General features: G+C 72.5%; 18 protein-coding genes. 7 read left to right on the forward strand and 11 right to left on the reverse strand.

What is annotated here, in order from left to right:
• Positions 1-135: 135 nt before the first annotated feature.
• The 6 genes from ABZ930_RS35480 to rho all read right to left on the reverse strand — a co-directional run bounded on the left by ABZ930_RS35480 (position 136) and on the right by rho (position 6,455).
• A complete protein-coding gene (locus ABZ930_RS35480) occupies positions 136-849 on the reverse strand; it encodes a dienelactone hydrolase family protein (protein WP_361557567.1) in 714 nt (237 codons plus the stop codon).
• Positions 850-931: 82 nt separating this feature from the next.
• Complete coding sequence (locus ABZ930_RS35485) at positions 932-2,446, reverse strand: MFS transporter (protein WP_361557570.1); 1,515 nt, start codon at positions 2,444-2,446, stop codon at positions 932-934.
• Between the two features lie 190 nt (positions 2,447-2,636).
• Positions 2,637-3,845 carry a hypothetical protein gene (locus ABZ930_RS35490; RefSeq protein WP_361557573.1) on the reverse strand — a complete coding sequence of 403 codons (1,209 nt, stop codon included), beginning with the start codon at positions 3,843-3,845 and terminating at the stop codon, positions 2,637-2,639.
• Positions 3,846-4,160: 315 nt separating this feature from the next.
• A complete protein-coding gene (locus ABZ930_RS35495) occupies positions 4,161-4,676 on the reverse strand; it encodes an inorganic diphosphatase (RefSeq protein ID WP_361557575.1) in 516 nt (171 codons plus the stop codon).
• A gap of 75 nt (positions 4,677-4,751) precedes the next feature.
• On the reverse strand, positions 4,752-5,258 hold the full coding sequence (locus ABZ930_RS35500; RefSeq protein ID WP_361557577.1) for a GNAT family N-acetyltransferase: 507 nt from the start codon (positions 5,256-5,258) through the stop codon (positions 4,752-4,754).
• 30 nt (positions 5,259-5,288) lie between these two features.
• The gene (rho, locus tag ABZ930_RS35505) at positions 5,289-6,455 is read right to left on the reverse strand and encodes a transcription termination factor Rho (RefSeq protein ID WP_361557580.1); all 1,167 of its coding nucleotides are present in this window, start codon (positions 6,453-6,455) and stop codon (positions 5,289-5,291) included.
• A 364-nt stretch (positions 6,456-6,819) separates the two neighbouring features.
• Between rho and ABZ930_RS35510 the strand changes: the two genes are divergently transcribed.
• Both ABZ930_RS35510 and ABZ930_RS35515 read left to right on the forward strand, forming a co-directional pair.
• On the forward strand, positions 6,820-7,536 hold the full coding sequence (locus tag ABZ930_RS35510) for a class I SAM-dependent methyltransferase (protein WP_361557583.1): 717 nt from the start codon (positions 6,820-6,822) through the stop codon (positions 7,534-7,536).
• Between the two features lie 215 nt (positions 7,537-7,751).
• Positions 7,752-8,783, forward strand: a complete 1,032-nt coding sequence (locus ABZ930_RS35515; RefSeq protein ID WP_361557668.1) for an NlpC/P60 family protein — start codon at positions 7,752-7,754, stop codon at positions 8,781-8,783.
• Between the two features lie 21 nt (positions 8,784-8,804).
• Here the strand turns inward: ABZ930_RS35515 and ABZ930_RS35520 are convergent, their stop codons facing one another.
• Together ABZ930_RS35520 and ABZ930_RS35525 are read right to left on the reverse strand one after the other, a co-directional pair.
• A complete protein-coding gene (locus ABZ930_RS35520; protein WP_361557586.1) occupies positions 8,805-9,317 on the reverse strand; it encodes an NUDIX domain-containing protein in 513 nt (170 codons plus the stop codon).
• A 96-nt stretch (positions 9,318-9,413) separates the two neighbouring features.
• Positions 9,414-10,637 (reverse strand): alpha/beta hydrolase-fold protein, encoded by a 1,224-nt coding sequence (locus ABZ930_RS35525; protein ID WP_361557589.1) that lies wholly within the window; start codon positions 10,635-10,637, stop codon positions 9,414-9,416.
• A gap of 160 nt (positions 10,638-10,797) precedes the next feature.
• On the opposite strand from ABZ930_RS35525, the gene ABZ930_RS35530 reads away from it, so the two are divergent.
• Complete coding sequence (locus ABZ930_RS35530) at positions 10,798-12,573, forward strand: phosphatidylglycerol lysyltransferase domain-containing protein (RefSeq protein ID WP_361557592.1); 1,776 nt, start codon at positions 10,798-10,800, stop codon at positions 12,571-12,573.
• Here ABZ930_RS35530 and ABZ930_RS35535 read toward each other — a convergent pair.
• Positions 12,500-13,432, reverse strand: a complete 933-nt coding sequence (locus ABZ930_RS35535) for an oxidoreductase (RefSeq protein WP_361557595.1) — start codon at positions 13,430-13,432, stop codon at positions 12,500-12,502. The genes ABZ930_RS35530 and ABZ930_RS35535 overlap by 74 nt on opposite strands.
• Before the next feature lie 82 nt (positions 13,433-13,514).
• On the opposite strand from ABZ930_RS35535, the gene ABZ930_RS35540 reads away from it, so the two are divergent.
• Positions 13,515-14,177, forward strand: a complete 663-nt coding sequence (locus ABZ930_RS35540) for a TetR family transcriptional regulator (RefSeq protein ID WP_361557598.1) — start codon at positions 13,515-13,517, stop codon at positions 14,175-14,177.
• A 48-nt stretch (positions 14,178-14,225) separates the two neighbouring features.
• On the forward strand, positions 14,226-15,020 hold the full coding sequence (locus ABZ930_RS35545; protein WP_361557601.1) for a VOC family protein: 795 nt from the start codon (positions 14,226-14,228) through the stop codon (positions 15,018-15,020).
• Between the two features lie 3 nt (positions 15,021-15,023).
• On the opposite strand, the gene def is transcribed toward ABZ930_RS35545, so the two are convergent.
• Positions 15,024-15,680 carry a peptide deformylase gene (gene def, locus ABZ930_RS35550; RefSeq protein WP_361557603.1) on the reverse strand — a complete coding sequence of 219 codons (657 nt, stop codon included), beginning with the start codon at positions 15,678-15,680 and terminating at the stop codon, positions 15,024-15,026.
• A 169-nt stretch (positions 15,681-15,849) separates the two neighbouring features.
• Between def and ABZ930_RS35555 the strand changes: the two genes are divergently transcribed.
• Positions 15,850-16,605, forward strand: coding sequence for a GNAT family N-acetyltransferase (locus ABZ930_RS35555; protein WP_361557605.1), 756 nt, complete (start codon positions 15,850-15,852; stop codon positions 16,603-16,605).
• On the opposite strand, the gene ABZ930_RS35560 is transcribed toward ABZ930_RS35555, so the two are convergent.
• Positions 16,578-17,027: a MarR family winged helix-turn-helix transcriptional regulator gene (locus ABZ930_RS35560; RefSeq protein ID WP_361557607.1), complete on the reverse strand. Its 450-nt coding sequence runs from the start codon at positions 17,025-17,027 to the stop codon at positions 16,578-16,580. The genes ABZ930_RS35555 and ABZ930_RS35560 overlap by 28 nt on opposite strands.
• Positions 17,028-17,769: 742 nt before the next feature.
• On the opposite strand from ABZ930_RS35560, the gene ABZ930_RS35565 reads away from it, so the two are divergent.
• Entirely contained in the window at positions 17,770-18,861 is a 1,092-nt protein-coding gene (locus tag ABZ930_RS35565) for a tyrosine-protein phosphatase (protein WP_361557609.1), read from the forward strand.
• The last annotated feature ends 51 nt before the right edge of the window (positions 18,862-18,912 follow it).

The following is an 18,912-nucleotide window of genomic DNA, read 5'->3' on the forward strand; positions in this document are numbered from 1 at the left end:
GTAGTGCACGAGATGCCCGGCATCGGCCACCGCGGCATACTCCCCCCTGGGAAGGGGCCGGGAGGTCGATGCCTCCCGGCCCCGCCGTCTCGGGGCTCCGCCCCGGACCCCGCTCCTCAATCGCCGGAGGGGCTTTCAGTTGCCGAGTGTGCGCTTCAGGAATTCCACCGTGGCCGCCCAGGCCTTGGCCGCCGAGTCCGCGTCGTAGACCTCAGGGCGGCCGTCGTTGAAGAACGCGTGGTCCGCCGGGTACATCCGGAAGTCCGGCGCGATGCCGGACTGCTCGCGGATCGTGCGGGCCAGGCCGTCCAGGGTGGGTACCGGGACCGTCTCGTCGCGCTCCCCGTAGTGGCCGAGGATCTGGGCCCTGAGCCCCGAGAAGTCGGGGACCTCGCCCTGGATGACTCCGTAGAACGGCACCGCGGCGCTCACGCGCGGGTCCTGCGCGGCCAGGTACAGGACGAAGCCGCCGCCCATGCAGAAACCGACGGTGCCGACCGTGTCCGAGGTGACCTCGGGCAGCGCGAGCAGATGGTCCACGGCGCCCGACAGCAGGGCCACGCCGCGCTCCACGGGCAGCTCCCGCATCATCCGGAACGCCTCCTGGGAGTCGTGCGCCACGTTCCCGCCGTACAGGTCGGGGGCGAGTGCCACGAAGCCCTCCGCCGCCAGCCGGTCGGTGACGTCCGCGATGTGGTCGGTCAGGCCCCACCACTCCTGGATGACGATGACACCGGGCCCGCTTCCGCCGGGCGGCAGGGCCAGATAGCCGTGGGCGGGGGTGCCGTTGCTGTCGAACGTGACGTTCTGGTGGGCGGGCTTGCCGGTGGGCCGGGGGGATTCCGACATGGGATGACTCCTGGGTTGTCCGGTGATCACTCCCACGATGCCACCCCGCCCGCCGGCGCTCCCGGCGGGGCGGCGGGCGTCGTCACATGTGGACGACCGGTGCCGCCTGGGTGTCGGCGGACTGCCGCACGGTTCCACGCCGGTACAGCAGGAACGTGATGACCGCGCCGGCGGCGAAGAAGCCCGCCGACCACCAGAACGCGGTCGTGTAGCTCTCGATCGTGGCCTGCGCCTGCGTCAGCTTGTCCGCCGGGTTGCGGCCCGTGAGGTAGCTGGTGGCGGCGCTCGCCGCGAGGGTGCTCAGCAGGGCGGTGCCGATCGAGCCGCCCACCTGCTGCATGGTGTTGACCGTCGCCGAGGCGACCCCCGCGTCCTCGGCGCCGATCCCGCTGGTGGCCAGCGACATCGCGGGCGGCATCACGGCGCCCAGGCCCGCGCCGATCACGAGCAGCTGCGGCAGTACGTGGGTGGCGAACCCGGAGTCGAGGCCGATCCCGGTCAGCCAGGCCATGCCCAGCGCGGCGACGGCGAACCCGCCGGGGATGATGATCTTCGGGCCGATCCGGGGCACCAGGACGGTGGTGGAGATCTGCGCCATGACCATCAGCGTGGCCATCATCGGCAGGAACGCGACACCGGTCTTGGTGGGGCTGAAGCCGAGGTTCAGCTGCAGGTAGTACGTGAGGAACAGGAACACGCCGAACATGCCCGCACCGGTGATCAGCACGGTGAGGAAGGAGGCGGCCCGGTCCCGGTCGAGCAGGACGCGCATCGGCAGCAGCGGGTGCGCGGCCCGGGTCTGCCACCAGGTGAACGCCGCCAGCAGCACTCCGCCCGCGAGCAGGAAGCCCCAGGTCAGCGGGGAGCCCCAGTCGTGGGTCTCCGCGTTGCTGAAGCCGTACACGACGGAGAACAGACCGGCCGAGACGAGCACCGTGCCGGGCAGGTCCAGCTTGGAGCCCGCGGCGTCCCGGTGGCTGCCCAGCAGCAGCCAGCCGCCGACGAAGGCGACGATCGCGAAGACGACGTTCACGTACAGCGTCCAGCGCCAGTCGAGCGCGTCGGTGAGCAGACCGCCGAGCAGCAGCCCGACCGCGCCGCCCGCACCGGCGATCGCGCCGTAGACGCTGAACGCCTTGGCGCGCTCCTTGGCGTCGGTGAACGTGGTGTTGAGCAGCGACAGGGCCGCCGGGGCGAGCAGCGCGCCGAAGACGCCCTGGAGGGCCCGCGCGGTCACCAGCATGCCGAAGCCGGTGGAGGCGCCGCCGAGGACCGAGGCGCCGGCGAAGCCCGCGATGCCGATGAGGAAGGCCGGCTTGCGGCCGAAGAGGTCGGCGATGCGGCCGCCGAGCAGCAGGAGCGAGGCGAAGGCGAGCGCGTACGCCGTGACGATCCACTGCCGGTTGCCGTCGTTGAAGCCGAGGTCCCGCTGGGCCGAGGGGAGCGCGATGTTCACGATGGTCGCGTCGAGCACGACCATCAGCTGGGCGATGCCGATGATGCCGAGGATCCACCAGCGCTTGCGGGACACGTCGTGGGTGTCCTGCGGGCGCCGGGCCGAGACGTCGGTGGCCTCGACCGCGGAGGTCTGAGACATGGGAGCCACTCCAGGGCGTAAGCTATGTGAACGAAACGGTTTCGTTCAGGTTCTTGACGAGCGTAAGCCCTCCACTAGCGAAACGACAACGTTTCGCTAGGCGGGTGACCGAGGTAACACCCCCAGAACGCGCCGATGCCCGGCGCTCCCGTGGGGGAGTGCCGGGCATCGGCGGGTGCGGCGTGGCGGGTCAGCTGCCGGTCTTGGCCTTCTGCAGGGCCGAGATGCAGGTCGAGATCGCCTGCTGCAGCTCCTCCAGGCGTTGCAGCATGTCGTCCTCGACGATGTCGTCCATCTCCTCGCCGTCGACGTCGTCGAAGGTCAGCTCCTCGAACGCCTTCGTCGCCTTCTGCAGGCTGCTGTAGAACTTCGCGCGCCGCTCCTGGACCCGCAGCTCGGGATCCTTCTCGACGGTCTCGGCGACCAGCGTGCGCACGCTGTCGTAGGCCTCCTGGGCCCACTCGCCGGTCTCCTCGTCCTCGTCCAGCTCGTCGATGAGGGACAGGTGGCGCTCGGCCTCCTCGCGCAGCGAGCGCGGAGCCTCGATCTTCTGCCCCGCGGGCGTCTTGACCTGCCCCTCCTCGACGATCTTCCGTACGTAGTCGAGCTGGCCGCCGGTCTTGCTCTCCTCGGCCACCGCCTTCTTCAGGTCGTCGGTGCGCACGATGTCCCGGGCCATCCCCGTGCGCAGCACCGGGTCCTCGCCGAGCCGGTCCATCAGCGCCTTGCGGGCGGCCTCCGCGGTGCCCGGGTCGGCGAGGATCGCGGCCCGCAGCGCCGTCGGGTTCTCCGCGACCTCCAGGGCCTTCGTCGGCCGGATGCCCTCCGCCTCGGCGGCCTCGGTGATCGCCTGGCCGCGCACGGAGGCGCCGCTGGAGCGCGAGACGTAGTACGACAGCCAGACATCGGCCTCGGGAAGCTCGATCTCGGCCCCCGGCGCCAGCGACTCGAACTGCGGCACGATGCCGTCGTCCGCCGCGCGGTCCCACGCCTTGTAGAAGCGCATGACACGGTCGGCCGAGCAGCCGGCGAGCTCGGCGAACCTGCGCGCCGATACCTTCGACGTCTCACCGGCCGGCTGGCCGCCGGGGCGCACGCTGCGCGCCACCTTCAGGGCGAACGCCCAGCCGCCGGTGCGCGCGTACACGCCGAACTCGTGCGCGTCCCTGGCGATCTCCTCCGGCACCTCGCCGGAGGCTTCCTCCTCGGCCTCCGCGGCCTCCTCGGCCCCTTCCGGCGCGGCGCCGATGTCCGTCGGCGGCTGCCAGAAGTTGCCCGCCTGCTCGTCCGTCGTGCTCCCCTGCGCGTCGACCGCGGGCGTGGACTCCGCGGCCTGCGGCGGTACGGCGTCGTCGCCGGTCGGGGCCGCTGCTTCGGAGGCGTCGATGGCTACGGTCACGTAGATGCTCCTGGGTGATCGGGCGCGTGTGGGTTGACGGGCCACTTTATCGCTCCGATTGGGCTGATTTGCGCGCCAGTTGTCGCGTCGCGCGTCCCGGCCCGTGAAGATCGCCGTCGACCCCGTGCCGGGCCCGTCGCTCGAGGCTCCCCCGCCCACGACCGACGGGCCCGTGCCTCTACCGTGCGCCGCGGCGGGAGAGCGGGCACACGGGAGGCTCCGTGCAGAAGCATCTCAGGGTGGGAGGAGGTTGAAGGTGGGCCGACCGACCCTGCCGGGGGGCCGAACGGCCCGGATCGCGCGGGGCGCCCCGGGTCAGCCGCCGCTCGGCCCGCGCAGGGCCGCACGGGCCCGGGCGATCTCCTCGTACGCCTTGTCGCGGCCCTCCCAGTGCGAGCCGTCGACCGACTTGCCGGGTTCCAGGTCCTTGTAGACCTCGAAGAAGTGGGTGATCTCCAGACGGTCGAACTCCGGGATGTCCTCGATGTCCTGGACCGAGGCGTGGCGCGGATCGTGGGCGGGGACGCAGAGGATCTTCTCGTCGGGGCCCTTCTCGTCGCTCATCACGAACATGCCGATCGCCCGGCACTCGATGGCGCAGCCGGGGAACGTGGCGTCGGCGGTCAGCACCAGGGCGTCCAGCGGGTCGCCGTCACCGCCGAGCGTGTCCTCGACGTAGCCGTAGTCGGCGGGGTACTGGGTCGAGGTGAACAGCATCCGGTCGAGGCGGATGCGGCCCAGGTCGTGGTCCATCTCGTACTTGTTGCGGGAGCCCTGCGGGATCTCCACGATCACGTCGAACGCCTCGCTGCGTGCCTCACTGTCGCCCAATGTGGCCTCCTTGCCCCATGGTCGCCCGGTTCGGTGCCCCCGAGTGTGCGCCGAAGGCGCCGGGGGCGGAACCCCTCAGGCGTCGGGCGGAAGGGCGAATTCGAGTTCCGGCCGGTCCCAGGCGACCGCCGGCGGGGAGGCAGGAGCGGTGCCGGTGCGGCGGGCCCCCACGCTGCGGTAGAAGCCCTCGGCGGGCGGATGCGAGACCACCCGTACGCGGTCGAGCCCGGCGGCGCGGGCCTCCTGCCGCATGTGGGCGACCAGGAGCCGTCCGATGCCGCGGCCCTGCGCCGCGTCGGCGACGAACATCAGGTCCAGCTCGGCCGGGTCGACCAGCAGCGCGTAGAAGCCGAGAACCCGCTCGGGCGCACCGGCGTCCCCCGATGCGTCGACCGCCACGAAGACCCGGTGGGTGTCGATGTAGGCGGGGCCCACGCGGTAGCCCTCGACCATCGCCGCGTACCGGCCCTCGTAGGCACGGGAGCCGCGCACGAGACGGGTGAGGCGCTTGGCGTCCCGCGCGGTCGCCCGGCGGACCGTCACGGACGGCCCTCGTCCCGGGCGCGTAATGCTCGCAGTCATAGGACGAGTATTACGTATCCGAGGAGCCCGTCAGGCCGTGGGGACGGTGCCGTGGACCTGGCGCAGGAACGCGGCGTTGTCGGGGGTCTTGCGGAGCTTGTCGAGGAGCGCCTCGTAGCCGGAGCGTCCGTCGCGTCCCTGGAGGGCCCGGCGCAGTCCGCTCACGGTCGCCAGCTCGGCGGCGGGCAGCAGCAGCTCCTCCCTGCGGGTGCCGGACGGGGTGATGTCGACGGCCGGGAAGACGCGGGCGTCGGCGAGGGTGCGGTCCAGGCGCAGTTCCATGTTGCCGGTGCTCTTGAGCTCTTCGAAGTAGTAGTCGTCGGCGCGCGAACCGGTGTCGACCAGCGCCGTGGCGAGGATGGTCAGCGAACCGGCCTCCTCGGTGTTGCGGGCCGCGCCGAACAGCCGCTTGGGGCCGTGCAGCGCGGCCGCGTCGACCCCGCCGGACAGGGTGCGGCCGCCCTTGGACGACACCGCGGCGGCGTTGTTGTGGGCCCGGCACAGCCGGGTCAGCGAGTCGAGCAGGATGATCACGTCGACGCCCCGCTCGACGAGACGCTTGGCGCGCTCCACGGCGAGTTCGGCGAGCGCGATATGGGTCTTGGCCGGCCGGTCGAAGGTCGAGGCGAGGACTTCACCGCGCACCGAGCGGCGCATGTCGGTGACCTCCTCGGGGCGCTCGTCGAGCAGCACCACCATCAGATGGGCCTCGGGGTGCCGGTCGGCGATCGAGGCGGCGAGCTGCTGGAGCAGGACCGTCTTGCCGGTCTTGGGCGGCGCGACGATCAGACCGCGCTGCCCCTTGCCGACGGGCGCGACCAGGTCCACGACGCGGCCCGCGAGGCCGCCCGCGGGACTGTCGAGGCGCAGCCTGCGGTCCGGGTGGAGCGGGGTGAGATCGGCGAACCGCGGCCGGCTGCGCGCGGTCTGCGCGGGCAGTCCCTCGACGGTCTCGACGCGGGCGAGGGTGCGCGGCCTGCCGCACACCCCGGTGACGAAGTCGCCGGTGCGCAGGCCGCTTTGGCGGATGAGCCGGTCCGGGACCTGGACGTCGTCCGGCGCGGGCACCAGGCCGGGGGAGCGCAGGAATCCGGCCCCGTTCCCGGCGATGTCGAGGACACCGGCCGCGCTGACGGGGGCTGGGGCGGACGGGGAGGCGCCGGACTGTTCCGGCGCGCGGAGTGTGGTGGTGGTCATGAGGGATCAGGGTCCTTTCGCGGACTGCTGTCGTACGCGGGCGGAGAGGGGGTGGGATTTCCGGCGATACGAGGGGCGGGCGGACATGTCACGCCCGGCCGGCCGGGAGGAGAACCTGGAACAGGGGCGGGACGGAACCCGTCGGAACCCGTTGACCAGGGATGGTGCGCGCCAGGGCGGCAGTGCGCCGAAAAGGCGATGCCGAACGCTCACGCGCTGAAAAGAGAGGATCGGTACCGGCGCCTCGATGGCCCCGATGGGGAGAAGAGGAGGCGTACACAAGTACCACTGGGACAGTACCACGCCGCACCTGGTGCGTGGCAAGCCCGGATTTCCCGGGACCGCCGACCTATGCTGAGCGGCCATGTTCACCCCCCAGGGCCCCACCCTCCGCGAACTGGCCGTTCAGGCGCTCTCGTCGGTCGAGCGCGGCTACGACCTGCTCGCGCCGAAGTTCGACCACACGCCGTTCCGGACCCCGGACGCCATCCTCGCCCCGGTCACGCGCGCCCTGCGCGAACTCGGCCCCTACCGCACCGGGCTCGATCTGTGCTGCGGCACGGGGGCCGGGCTCGGCGTGCTGCGGGAGGTGTGCGCCGAGCGGGCCGTCGGGGTCGACTTCAGCGCCGGCATGCTGGACGTCGCCCGGCGCGCTGAGCCCACGGCGTCGTACGTGCGCGGGGACGCGCTCGCGCTGCCGTTTGGGCCCGCCTTCGACCTGGTGGTCAGCTTCGGGGCGTTCGGGCACTTTCTGCCGCGCCAGCAGGCGGAGTTGTTCGCGCAGGTGCGCCAGGTGCTGCGCCCCGGCGGGCAGTTCGTCTTCCCGATGCCCGCGCCCGCGCGGCCCGGCTCGCGCGGCTACTGGGCCATGCTCGGATTCGACACGGTGATGCGGGTGCGGAACGCGGTGTGGCGGCCGCCGTTCGTCATGTACTACCGGGTGTTCCGGTTCGGCGAGGTGCGCCGGGAGTTGGACCGCGCCGGGTTCGATCTGGAGCTGCGGAGCCTCCCCGAGCTGGGGGAACGGCCGGACGGCAACCCGCGGTGCGGACTCGTCATCGCCACGCGCCGGGCAACGTAGCGTCAAAAAGACATCACTGCCCGTGAATTGTGTGCAAAGAATGCAGGGTATGACCGAGTTTTTTCACAACAGACTTTGAAATGGTCACAGGGAGGTCACTAGTGTCAGGGCTTCGACCTTCCACTCGCGATCACTCACAACAGGTGCGTGACGGTGGAGGGGCACCGTCCATGGGTTCGTCCGTGGGCGGCCGGAGGATGAAGGAGCTCGCCTTCGTGGCGTCCCACCGTCGACCCAAGCAGCCGAGCCGCACTCGCGTGACCGTGCTCACCGCGACCGCCGCCGCGGCCGTGGCCCTGACCTCCCAGGCCGCCAACGCGGCTCCGAAGCCCACGAAGAGCGAGGTCAAGGCCAAGGTCGACAAGCTCTACGAAGAGGCGGAGCGGGCCACCAACCAGTACGACGGTGCCAAGGAGAACCAGGACAAGCTGGAGAAGGAGATCGACCGGCTCCAGGACAAGGTCGCCCGGGAGCAGAGCGAGCTGAACGAACTGCGCGCCGGTATCGGCATCATGGCCAGCGAGCAGTACCGCTCCGGCGGCATAGACGCCTCGGTCCAGCTCTTCCTCTCCGCCGACCCGGACGACTACCTCGACAAGGCGTCCACCCTCGACTCGCTCTCCGAGCAGCAGTTGGAGTCGCTCAAGAAGGTCCAGGCGAAGCAGCGCACGCTGGCCCAGGAGCGCGCCGAGGCATCCGAGAAGCTCAAGGACCTCGCCGACACCCGCACCGAACTCGGCAAGAAGAAGCGCGAGATCCAGGGCAAGCTCAGCGCCGCGCAGAAGCTGCTCAACTCCCTGACCGCCGCCGAGCGTCAGTCCATGGCCGACGAGGAGACGCGCGCCAGCCGCTCCTCCGCGAGCCGCGTCGACCTCGGCAACGAGGTGGCCGGCTCCAAGTTCGGCGCCGCCGCCCTGAGCGCCGCGGCCTCCCAGATCGGCAAGCCGTACCTCCGCGGCGGCTCCGGCCCCAACTCCTACGACTGCTCGGGCCTGACCCAGTGGGCGTACGCGCAGGCCGGCGTCCAGATCTCCCGGGTCACGTACACCCAGGTCAACGAGGGCCCCCACCTCGGCATGAGCCAGCTCAAGCCCGGTGACCTGGTCTTCTTCAACAACACCGAGCACGTCGGCCTCTACGCGGGCAACGGCCAGGTGCTGCACGCGCCGTACCCCGGCACCGTCGTCCGCTACGAGTCGATGAGCACGATCGGCAGTTTCCAGTTCGGCGTCCGCGTCGCGGGCTGATCACCCGGTCCGCACCGGGGTTCAGCTTCCTTCCTGCCCGGGGCCCTCGTCGACGTGTCCCAGATACAGGGGCGGCCGGTCCGCGGGGACGGGACGGAACAGGGCGGGCAGGAGTTCGGCCATCCGGTGCGGGCGTACGGACTCGTCCGTCGCCGCGAGCTCCGGCACCGACCACCAGTGATGGCCGTAGCGGGCCTCGGCCGGATCGATCTCCATCCGGGCCCGCTCCCCGGCCGTGACGCGCGCGACGCGGTACTCCTCGTGCTGGTCGAACCCGCGCCCGTCCACGTGGAAGACGGTGCGCCGGGTCCAGACGAGGGGGCCGAGCCGGGCGACGGGCAGCGACAGGGCCGTCTCCTCCCGGATCTCGCGCACGGCCGCCGCCGGATGGCTCTCGCCGTCCTCCACGCCCCCGCCGACGGTGAACCACCAACGGGCCCCCGCCCGCCGCGGATCGCGCCCGCACAACAACAGCAGCCGGTCACGGTCGTCCAGCAGCAGGACGCGTGAGGTGAGACGCCGGGTCAGGGTCATGGCCGCCGATCCTAGGCGGGTCGGATCCGGGAGGAACAGGCCGGGCGGGGCGGTGACGGGCGGCGGGAGTCACGCCGCCGGCCACGAGGCCCGACGTCAGCGCCTCCGGGGCGGCGCCCCGGCCTGCGCGGTCCTGTGCGGCGGGCGGGGTGCCGGTGCCGTGTCCTGCGGGAACGTCAGCTGCTGTCCCATCCACGCCATCGCGGGCCCGATCTCGCGCACCCACGTCGTGAAGTGGTGGCTGCCGCGCGGCAGGATGATCCGGGCCGACGTCATCGGCGCGCGCACCGCCTTGAGGAACCGCAGGGTGGGCCCGTAGTCCCGCTCGCCCTGCCGGCTGCTGGCCACCAGCACCGACACCCGCGGCACCGGCAGATGGCGCAGCCGCCAGATCAGGTCGTGCCCGTCCCTGCGGCGCGCGGCGAGCGGTCCCGAACCGAACAGGCTGCCCGTCGTCAGATCGTCGTCGATCCTGTAGTCGGCCGACAGCGCGGCGGCCGACGTGTACACCCTCGGGTTGCGCAGCGCGAGTTGCAGGGCGCAGCTGCCGCCCGACGAGTAGCCGAGCGCACCCCACGCGCTCGGATCGTGGCCCACCCGGTAGGCCGCCTTCACCGCCTCGGGCAGGTCCTGGGTGAAGAACGTCTCCGCCTGCGGGCCGCCCGGCACGTCCACGCACTCGGTGTCCCTCGGCGGTGCGATCGTCGGCCGCACCATCACGATCACCGTCGGCTGCATCCGGTTCGACCGCTCCAACTGCCCAGCCGTCTGCGGCACACGGAGGAACGAGGCGAGGTTCATGATGCCGCCCGGATAGCCGCTGATCGCCACGATCACCGGGAAGCGCTGCCGGTGGAACTGACGCTGGAAGTACTGCGGCGGCAGATACACGAACGCCGGGTCGATCGCATGGGTGCGCCGTCCGACGATGCGCACCGACTCCACCCGCCCGACCTTCGCGGGCGGCCCCACCGGCAGCCCCTCGACGCGGTCCAGGCCCTGTGGACCGGCGGGCTGCACCAGTGCGGTGCGCTGGGCGTAGACGCCGCCGCCGGTGCCCAGTTCGGCGATGTGGGCGGGCGCGGTCGACACATGACCGAGCAGTTCGTCCCAGGTGCCGTAGAACTCGAACTCGCCGTTCACGGCCACCGCGCACGCCAGGAGCACCGCGCACTGCGTCACCACGATCGCCCCCAGCCTGCCCAGCACGGGCAGCGGTCCCCGGCCCGCGAGACGTGGCCACACCCACACCGTCAGACCCACGCAGCCCAATGCCATCAGCACCATCGCGTACAGCAACGCCCGACTCGTCAGGCCCATCCGCACCTCTCCTCTCGCCGGGCGGCGCACCGCCGAACCCGCAGCCTCCTCCGGTGAAGAGCGGCCGCCGGGCAGGCGGGTTGGCCAGGGCGCGCCTTCTTACCCTCCTCCTCACCCGCTCTTACTCCACCGGTGTCCGGCGTCCCTACGCTCGGCGGCTGTGAAACCTCGCCCTGCCGCCGTGGCCGGTCACACGTGCCTGCTCATCGGGCTCCTCGACATCGCGACGGCCGTCTTCCCGCACGTCCGCGTCACCCGCATCGAACGCATCGCGCCGTACGTACCCGGGCTCGCCGACTCCATCGCCCGCGCCGCCGCGCTCGCCTCGGGCCTCCTCCTCGTGCTGCTCGCCCGGGGCCTGCGCCGCCGCAAACGGCGCGCCTGGGAGGCCGCCGTACTCCTGCTGGCGGCGAGCGCCGTCGTCCAGGGACTGCGTCACCACGCGTTCGTCGCCGCGGCCGTCTCCGCGCTGCTGTGCGCCGGACTCGTCGTGTTCCGGGACGAGTTCCGGGCCCGCAGCGATCCGCGCGGCCGCATCCGCGCCCTGAGCAATCTGCTCGTGCTCGGCTCGCTCAGCTTCGGCATCGGCCTGCTGATCGTCGGCGTGCGCGCCGGCGACGAGGCCGGGGACGGGATCTCCTTCGGCGACCGTGTGCAGCAGGTGGCGGCCGGGCTCGTGGGGGCGGCGGGACCGCTGACCTACGCGTCCGATCGCGTCGGCGACGCCGTCCATCTGTCACTGCTCGCGCTCGGCCTGGTCACCGGCGCCACGACCACGTACCTCGTCCTGCGCCCGGTGCGGCTCGCACCCGCCGACGGCACGGCCCGGCTGCGGGCCCTCCTCGACCGCGAGGGGCGCCGCGACTCGCTCGGCTACTTCGCGCTGCGCGGCGACAAGTCCGTCCTGTTCTCACCGACCGGCAAGGCCGCCATCGGCTACCGGGTCGTCTCCGGCGTCGCCCTCGCCGGCGGCGACCCGATCGGCGACCCCGAGGCCTGGCCCGGCGCCATCAAGGAGTTCCTCGGCCACTGCGAGCGGCACGCCTGGACCCCCGCGGTCATGGGCTGCAGCGAACTCGGCGGGCAGGTGTGGATCCGCGAAGGCGGCCTTAGGGCCCTGGAACTCGGCGACGAGGCCATCGTCGACTGCGCCGCCTTCAGCCTCTCCGGACGCGCCATGCGCAACGTGCGCCAGATGGTGCACCGCATCGAACGCGCCGGATACTCCTGCCGCACCCGCCCTGTGCGCGACCTCGACGACACCGAGAAGCAGCAGCTGCGCGAGGCCGCCGCGGCCTGGCGGGGGAGCGCCACCGAACGCGGGTTCTCCATGGCGCTCGGCCGCTTCGGCGACCCCGCCGACGGGGACTGCGTCGTCGTCACCGCCCACCAGAAGGACGCGGCCGGACACGAGCAGGTGCGCGCCCTGCTGCACTTCGTGCCCTGGGGCGACGACGGACTCTCCCTGGACCTGATGCGCCGCGACCGCACCGCCGAGCCCGGCCTCAACGAACTCCTCATCGTCGCCGCCCTGCGCGACGCGCCCGCCCTCGGCATCAGCCGCGTCTCCCTCAACTTCGCGGTCTTCCGCGCCGCGCTGGCCCGCGGCGAACGGCTCGGCGCCGGACCGGTGCTGAGAGTGTGGCGGTCCCTGCTCGTCTTCGTCTCCCGCTGGTTCCAGATCGAGTCGCTGTACCGCTTCAACGCCAAGTTCCGGCCCGAGTGGCAGCCCCGCTTCGTCGTCTACCCCACCGCCCGCGACCTGCCGCGCATCGGCTGGGCCTGCCTCCAGGCCGAGGCGTTCGTGGTGCTGCCCCGGCCCGCCGAGCGGCTGCGCCAGTGGACGCGACGACGACGGCCGTTCACCCGGCCACCGGCAGCGGGAAGCGCACACCGGTCAGCCGCTCTGACACCTCCCACAGGCGGCGGCCGGTAGCGGCGTCCGCGGCGCGCGGCGCGGGCTCCACCCTGACCGGGGCCCCGCGCAGCTCGCCCCGGCCGCCCGGCGCGATGAACTCGCCGCCCCGGACGCCCGGTTCGGTCGCCGCGTAGAGCACGGACAGCGCACCGTCGGCCGGTCCCTGGGCGAGCGGCGCGAGCAGCCGCCCGTACAGCAGCCGCACCCCCGCGACCGGGGTTCCCTTCTGCAGATTCGTCGCCACGTACCCGGGATGCGCGAGCACGCTGCGGACCGGGCTGTCGGTGCGCCCGAGCAGCCGGTGCAGGTGCAGCCCGAAGACGGCGTTCGCGAGCTTCGACTGGCCGTAGTGGCCCATGGGGGAGTACGCGCGCTCCCCGTCCAGGTCGTCGAAGGCGATCCGGGCCTGCCGGTGATTGGGCGAACTCACCGTCACCACGCGGGAGTCGTCGCCCCCGGCGAGCAGGTCGAGCAGCAGCCCGGTGAGCGCGAAGTGGCCCAGATGGTTCGTCGCGAACTGCAGCTCGTGCCCCTGCGCGCCGAGCGTGCGCGGCGGCGCCATCACCCCGGCATTGTTGACGAGCAGATCGACCCGCTGCCGCCCGGCACGCATCCCCTCGGCGAACGCGCGGACGGAGTCGAGGTCGGCCAGGTCCAGGTGGCGCACGTCGAGCCGGGCGGCCGGGAACTCGGCGGTGATGCCGGCGGCGGCGCGGCGCCCCCGGTCGGCGTCGCGCACCGCGAGGACCACACGCGCCCCGTGCCGCGCGAGGGCCCGGGCCGTCGCGAGCCCCACCCCGCTGTTCGCTCCCGTCACGACGGCCGTGCGGCCGCTCTGGTCGGACATTCGGTCGTCGGTCCATCGCTCCCGTGTCATGCGGCACAGATTGACCCCGATGGCACTTGGTGTCAAGAAGTGCTTCTGGTGCCATGAGAGGCACGGCATGTAGGATGCACGGGTGAGTACCCGAGCAGAGTCGACCCTGGCCGAGCGCAAGCGGCAGCTCGTCGCCGACGAACTGACCGAGGCGGCGCTGCAGTTGCTCGCCATCAGAGGCTTCGACGCCGTCACCGTCGACGAGATCGTGGACTCCGCCGGAGTCTCGAAGCGGACGTTCTTCCGCTACTTCCGGTCCAAGGAGGACGTCGTCGTCCAGTTCCTGGCCGGTATGGGCGACGACATGCGGACCGCACTCGTCGGCCGGCCGGCCGACGAGACGCCGTCCGAGGCGCTGCTGCACACCGTCCGGGTGCCCGTCACCACCTGCGCCGCCGACTCCGAGCGGGCGCTCCGCGTGGTCCGGCTGATCCTGCGCACCCCGGCGCTGCTCGCGCGGTTCCTGGAGCGCCAGGACCGCTGGCGCGACGACCTCGCGGCCGAGCTGGCCCGCAGGACCGGCCGCGATCCCGTCGCCGACCTGTACCCCGCGCTCGCCGCGGGCGCCGCCCTCACCGCCTTCCACGTCGTCCTCCAGCGCTGGAGTGCGGGGGACGGGGCGCAGGACCCGGTGTCCCTCCTCGACGAGGCGTTCGCCGTGGTGGCGCCCACCCTCGACCTCGCGTCCCCGGCACCGGCGCACCGATCGCGGACCGGGGCGCGCAGGCCTAGCGTGGAGCCGTAGCCGCCGGGCGCACCGCCGCCCGGCACCCCCAGGAAAGGGTGTCGCGTCATGTCCCTACGTCCCGAGGGCGCGCCCGTCTGGGCCGACGCCATGTATCCGGACCTGGAGGCGGCGAAGGCCTTCTACACCGAGCTGTTCGGCTGGAGCTACGACCCGGGAGCCGAGGAGTACGGCAACTACACGCAGGCGAAGAACGCCGACGGCAAGCACGTCGCCGCCCTCGTGCCGCAGATGCCCGGCGCGGAGGGCGTCCCGCCGTCCTGGAACCTCTACCTCGCCGCCCCCGACGTCGCCGCCAGCGCCCGGAAGGCCGCGGGCGCGGGCGGCACCCTGATGATGGAGCCGATGCAGGTCTCCGACTTCGGCACCATGGTCACCGTCCAGGACCCGGCCGGCGTCATGTTCAGCCTCTGGCAGCCCGGCTCGCACGAGGGCTTCGAGGCGGTCAACGAACCCGGCGCGTACTGCTGGGCCGAGGTCAACACCCGCGACGCCGCCAAGACCGACACGTTCTTCACGTCCGTCTTCCCGTACGACGCCAAGAAGGTCGCCGACGAGCACGTCGACTTCCACGTCTGGCAGCTCGGCGACGAGCCCGTCCTCGGCCGGATGCGGATGGGGGACGGTTTCCCGGAACACGTGCCGTCGTACGTCAACGTGTACTTCGTCGTCGAGGACTGCGACGCCGCCGTCGCCACCGTGCAGCGCCTCGGCGGCAAGCTGCACTTCGGCCCGATGGACAGCCCCTTCGGCCGGATGGCCTCGGTGGCCGACCCGCAGGGCTGCGCGTTCTCCGTCATCGACGTCACCAGGACGCAGGGTGAGATGCCGCCCATGGACTGAGCGTCAGCCGGACTCCGGCAGCGGGAACCCCAGCTCGGCCGCGGCCAGCCGGGGCGTCGGCTGCGCCCAGCGCTCCACCGCCGCCTGTGTCTGCGTGGACGACAGGGAGCGCAGCTCGGCCCGGTCCAGATACAGGGTGCCGTCGAGATGGTCCGTCTCGTGCTGCACGATCCGCGCGGGCCAGCCGCCGACCTCCTCGTCGACGGCGCGCCCGCGCTCGTCCAGGGCGCGCAGCCGCACCCGCTCGTGCCGGGCGACCACCGCCTGGTAGCCCGGCACGCTCAGACACCCCTCGTAGAACGCCACCCGGCGCCCGCCGTCCACGGCCTCGTACGACGGATTGACCAGGACCCGGAACGGCAGCGGCACCCGGCCCCGGGCCGCCCGCACCTCCTCGGTCACCGTCGCCGCGTCCTCCAGCACCGCGAGCCGCAGCGCCACCCCGATCTGCGGCGCGGCGAGCCCCACGCCGGGCGCCGCGTGCATGGTGCGGCGCATCACCTCGACGAGCCGGTCGAGGAGAGCGTCGTCGAGCTGTCCGTCGACGGGTTCGGCGGGGCGGCGCAGCACCGGGTCGCCGGCGGCGACGATCGGCAGCGTGCCCGCGTCGGCGGCGGCGAGCAGCGCCTCGACCTGATCATGGAGTGGCATCGTCGGCATCGCGCCAGCATGCCAAGCGCGATCACCGCCCGGCAACACATTGCAGGCTCGTGAACACCCTGCGCGCACGGGAATGAACCGCCCCGACCCGGGGGTTCGACGGTGAGGTGTGCCGCGGCGCACTGACAGGACGACGGAACACACCTCACCACGCGCGAAGGGGACCGGTATGACGCAGACGTACGAGGAGCACGGGGGCGCCGGCCTGCCCGACGCCGGGGCGCACCCGCTGGACAACCCCGCGTACGCCGCGCTGACCGGCCCGCACGCGCGCTTCGCCGAGCGCAGCGGCCGGGTGCTGCGCTACCCGGCCGACGTCTCGCCGTGGCTGGCCCTGCCCGACGACTTCACGGCCGGGGACTGGACGGACCTCGCCGCGTTCGCCGACTCCGACGGCACCGTGCCGGTCCCCGGGGTGAGCGAGGACCTGCCCGAGGGCTGGGAGGCCGTCTTCGACCTGCCCGGCGTGCAGTTCGTCGACGACGGGGTGGACGCGGCGCACGACCCGGAGGCGGTGCGCCTGACCGAGGCCGACGTGCCGGAGATGCTCGATCTGGTGGCCCGCACCGAGCCCGGTCCGTTCGAGGCGCGCACCATCGAACTCGGCACCTACCTGGGGATCCGGCGCGACGGTGTGCTCGCCGCCATGGCGGGGGAGCGGCTGCACCCGCCGGGGTTCACCGAGATCAGCGCCGTCTGCACCGACCCCGCGTACCGCGGACAGGGACTCGCCGGGCGGCTCGTGCGGGCCGTCGCCGCCGGGATCAGGGATCGCGGCGAGACGCCGTTCCTGCACACCAGCGCGGCCAACACGAACGCGATCCGGCTGTACGAGGCGCTCGGCTTCCGGCTGCGGCGCACCACGCGGTTCCGCACCGCGCGGGTGCCGGGGGGCGCTCAGTCCTCCCGCGCGGCCTCGTTGTAGCGCACCAGGTACGCGGCGAACCGTTCGAGGTCGTCCGCCGGCCAGTCCGTCAGGCGGTCGCCGAATATCTGCCGGCGGCTGACCGTCACCTGCCGCAGGATCTCCGCGCCGGCCTCGGTCGGGTGCAGGACCTGGACCCGGTGGTCGTCCGGGTCCACGCGCCGCATCACGAGGCCGGAGCGCTCCAACGCGGAGACCTGGCGGCTGACCGTCGACTTGTCCAGCGCGTAGTGCGCCGCGAGGTCCGTGGCGCGGCAGCCGCCCTGCTCGTCGAGATGGCTGAGCAGCGTGTACGACACCAGGGACAGCTCGGGGTGGATCCGTGCCGCCGTCGCCCTCGCGCGCCGTGCGAAGGACGTCAGCTCCCGCTGAATGACCTCCACGGCGGCCTGCCGGCCCCCGTCCCGTTCGTCCTGCGCCACGTGCCGATCCTCTCCCTGCGCTCGTTGCACTCTACAACTGGGTGCGGGGGCCGTCGTGGCCGGTCGCGCGGTTCCCGGCGCTTTCGACGGGTTGTTGTTCGTGTGCGCGCCGGTGGCCGCTTCTCGCGCAGTTCCCCGCGCCCCTGAGATGCGCACTGCGTGCGCCATCTCATCGGAGGGGCGCACCCTGTGCGGTGCGTCGGTGGAGGGGCGTGCCCCGTGCGGTGCGTCGGTGGAGAGGCGCACCCCGTGCGGTGCCTTGGTGGAGGGGTGCGTCCCGTGTGGTGTGTCGGTGGAGGGGCGTGCCCCGTGTGGTGCGTCGGTGGAGGGGTGCGTCCCGTGCGGTGCCTTGGTGGAGGGGCGTGCTCCGTGTGGTGCGTCGGTGGAGGGGTGCGTCCCGTGCGGTGCGTTAGCGGAGGGGGGCGTCCCGTGCGGTGCCTTGGTGGAGAGGCGTGCCACGTGCGGCACCCGTCGGGGAGGCGTGTCCCATGCAGCACCTGTCGGGGAGGCGTGGCGGAGTTGCGGCCTCAGGGGAAGGCTGCGCGCAGCGCATGCCTTCAGGGGCGCGGGGAACTGCGCGACCAGCCCCCACCGGAGCCGCACCCGACCACGACGCCCCCTCTTGTCACCCGTCACAACCCCACCGCCCCCGCTTTGATCCACGCTCCAGTTCAAACCGGCGCCCCCCGTCGACATCATGGCTGCCGAAGTCGCCGCCCCCACCGCGAGGAGACGCCCGACCATGCAGCCCAGACGCCTGACCGCAGCCGCACTGGCCACCCTGGTCCTCACCGGCACCGCCACCCTGGCCCACCCGGCACTGGCCGAGCCGCACACCCCCACCGCCACCGCGGAGCGCCTCGCGGCGCAGCCCGTGCCGTTCACGCAGGCGGCAGCCCACCTCGCCGCCGACGGCTCGTACACGCTCTCCTGGTCGTCGCCGGCGACGACCGTCCAGGTCACGGCCCACACCGAGCCCGACGCGAGCGACCCCGGCACCTCACTCGGCAGCGCGGCCGGCACCGGCACCCTGACGGTGCCCGCGGGCAAGCTGGCGGCCGACCGGCGCTGGTACTTCGAGCTGACCCCCGACACCGGCGGCGCCTACGTCGTCGCCGAACGCTCCCTCGGCATCGCCTCCGCGAAGAACTTCCGCGACGCCGGCGGCTACCGTACGAGCGACGGCCGCTGGGTCAAGTACGGGATCGTCTACCGCAGCAACAAGCTCAGCAACCTCACCGCCGCCGAGCAGCAGCGCATCGTCGACCAGGGCATCACCCGCGACGTCGACCTGCGCAACTACTTCGAGCGCAAGGACGAGCCGGACAAGGTCCCCGCCGGTGTCGCCTACCAGGTCGCCGACGTGGTGTCCCTGGCGCACGGGGTGAGCTTCCACGATCCGGCCCTGATGACCCTCGCCCAGGCCATCGCCGCCGGACTGTTCTCCGGCTCCTCCGACCTCGGGCAGTCCATCGGCTACCCGTTCATGGTCAACTTCGTCGGCGCCGACCACGCCTTCAAGGACCTGCTCACGGCCGTCGACACCAACGCCGGGGCCACCGTCTACCACTGCTCGGCGGGCAAGGACCGCACCGGCTGGGGCACCGCCGTGCTGCTCACCCTGCTCGGTGTCCCGCGCGCCACCGTGGAGGCCGACTTCCTCGCCAGCAACGACTACACGGGCAACCCCGAGGCGGTCGAACTCTCCTGGCTGCGCGCCGCGTTCGCCGAGGTCGACCACATCTACGGCAGCTTCGACGCGTATCTCCGCAAGGGCCTCGGCCTCGACGACGCGACCATCCAGAGCCTGCGCAACCGGCTGCTCACCCCCTGAGGCGCGGGGCCGGGGTGGCGCACCTCTCTTCTGCAACTTGTTGCATAAACG

The organism is Streptomyces sp. NPDC046716 (assembly GCF_040645755.1).
In the GTDB taxonomy this organism is placed as follows: domain Bacteria; phylum Actinomycetota; class Actinomycetes; order Streptomycetales; family Streptomycetaceae; genus Streptomyces.